Source organism: Paraburkholderia sp. RCC_158, assembly GCF_041355255.1.
Lineage (GTDB): Bacteria > Pseudomonadota > Gammaproteobacteria > Burkholderiales > Burkholderiaceae > Paraburkholderia > Paraburkholderia graminis.
In genome coordinates this window covers 1-521 of the sequence record NZ_JBFUPM010000094.1, presented here as the reverse complement: position 1 = coordinate 521, position 521 = coordinate 1, and the positions used below count along the sequence as shown (strand labels likewise).

The 521-nt window shown below is 60.3% G+C and carries 1 pseudogene; it reads left to right on the top strand.

The window, feature by feature from the left end:
- Positions 1–96: 96 nt before the first annotated feature.
- Positions 97–521 (top strand): annotated as a pseudogene (locus AB6809_RS36310) (hypothetical protein); the annotation flags it as partial.

Below are 521 nucleotides of genomic sequence, written 5' to 3'. Positions count from 1 at the left end.
AGTTCGTTCGCGCCTGGTGTGAGCTGTCCGCAATGGCGCGGTGAGCCACTAACTGGTAAGTCTCTCCTTGTGTGGTTCGAGCAGGGGCACGGCGACATGATCCAGTTCGGCCGGTATCTGACCCTGCTCAAGGACCGCGGGGCGGCCCACATCACCCTCGCATGTGCACCGGCGCTGCATCGTTTGCTCGGCTCTGTCCGGGGCGTCGACGCGGTGATCACTGGAGATGGGAACCTGTCAGTACGCGAGTACGATTTCTGGACCTTCATGCTGAGCGCGCCACTTTATTTTGGCACGACGCTTGAATCGATTCCGGATGCGGTTTATCTCAAGCCCGACGCGCAAATCACCGAGAAATGGCGTCAGCGTCTTGCACCGCTGAGCGGTCGCAAGGTAGGCCTTGTGTGGAAGGGCAACGCCAGTCACATCAATGACCGTCACCGCTCACTGCCGTCCCTTGCCGCACTCGCGCCGCTATGGAGCGTGCCGGGTCTCTCCTTTGTAAGCCTTCAAAAAGGCCA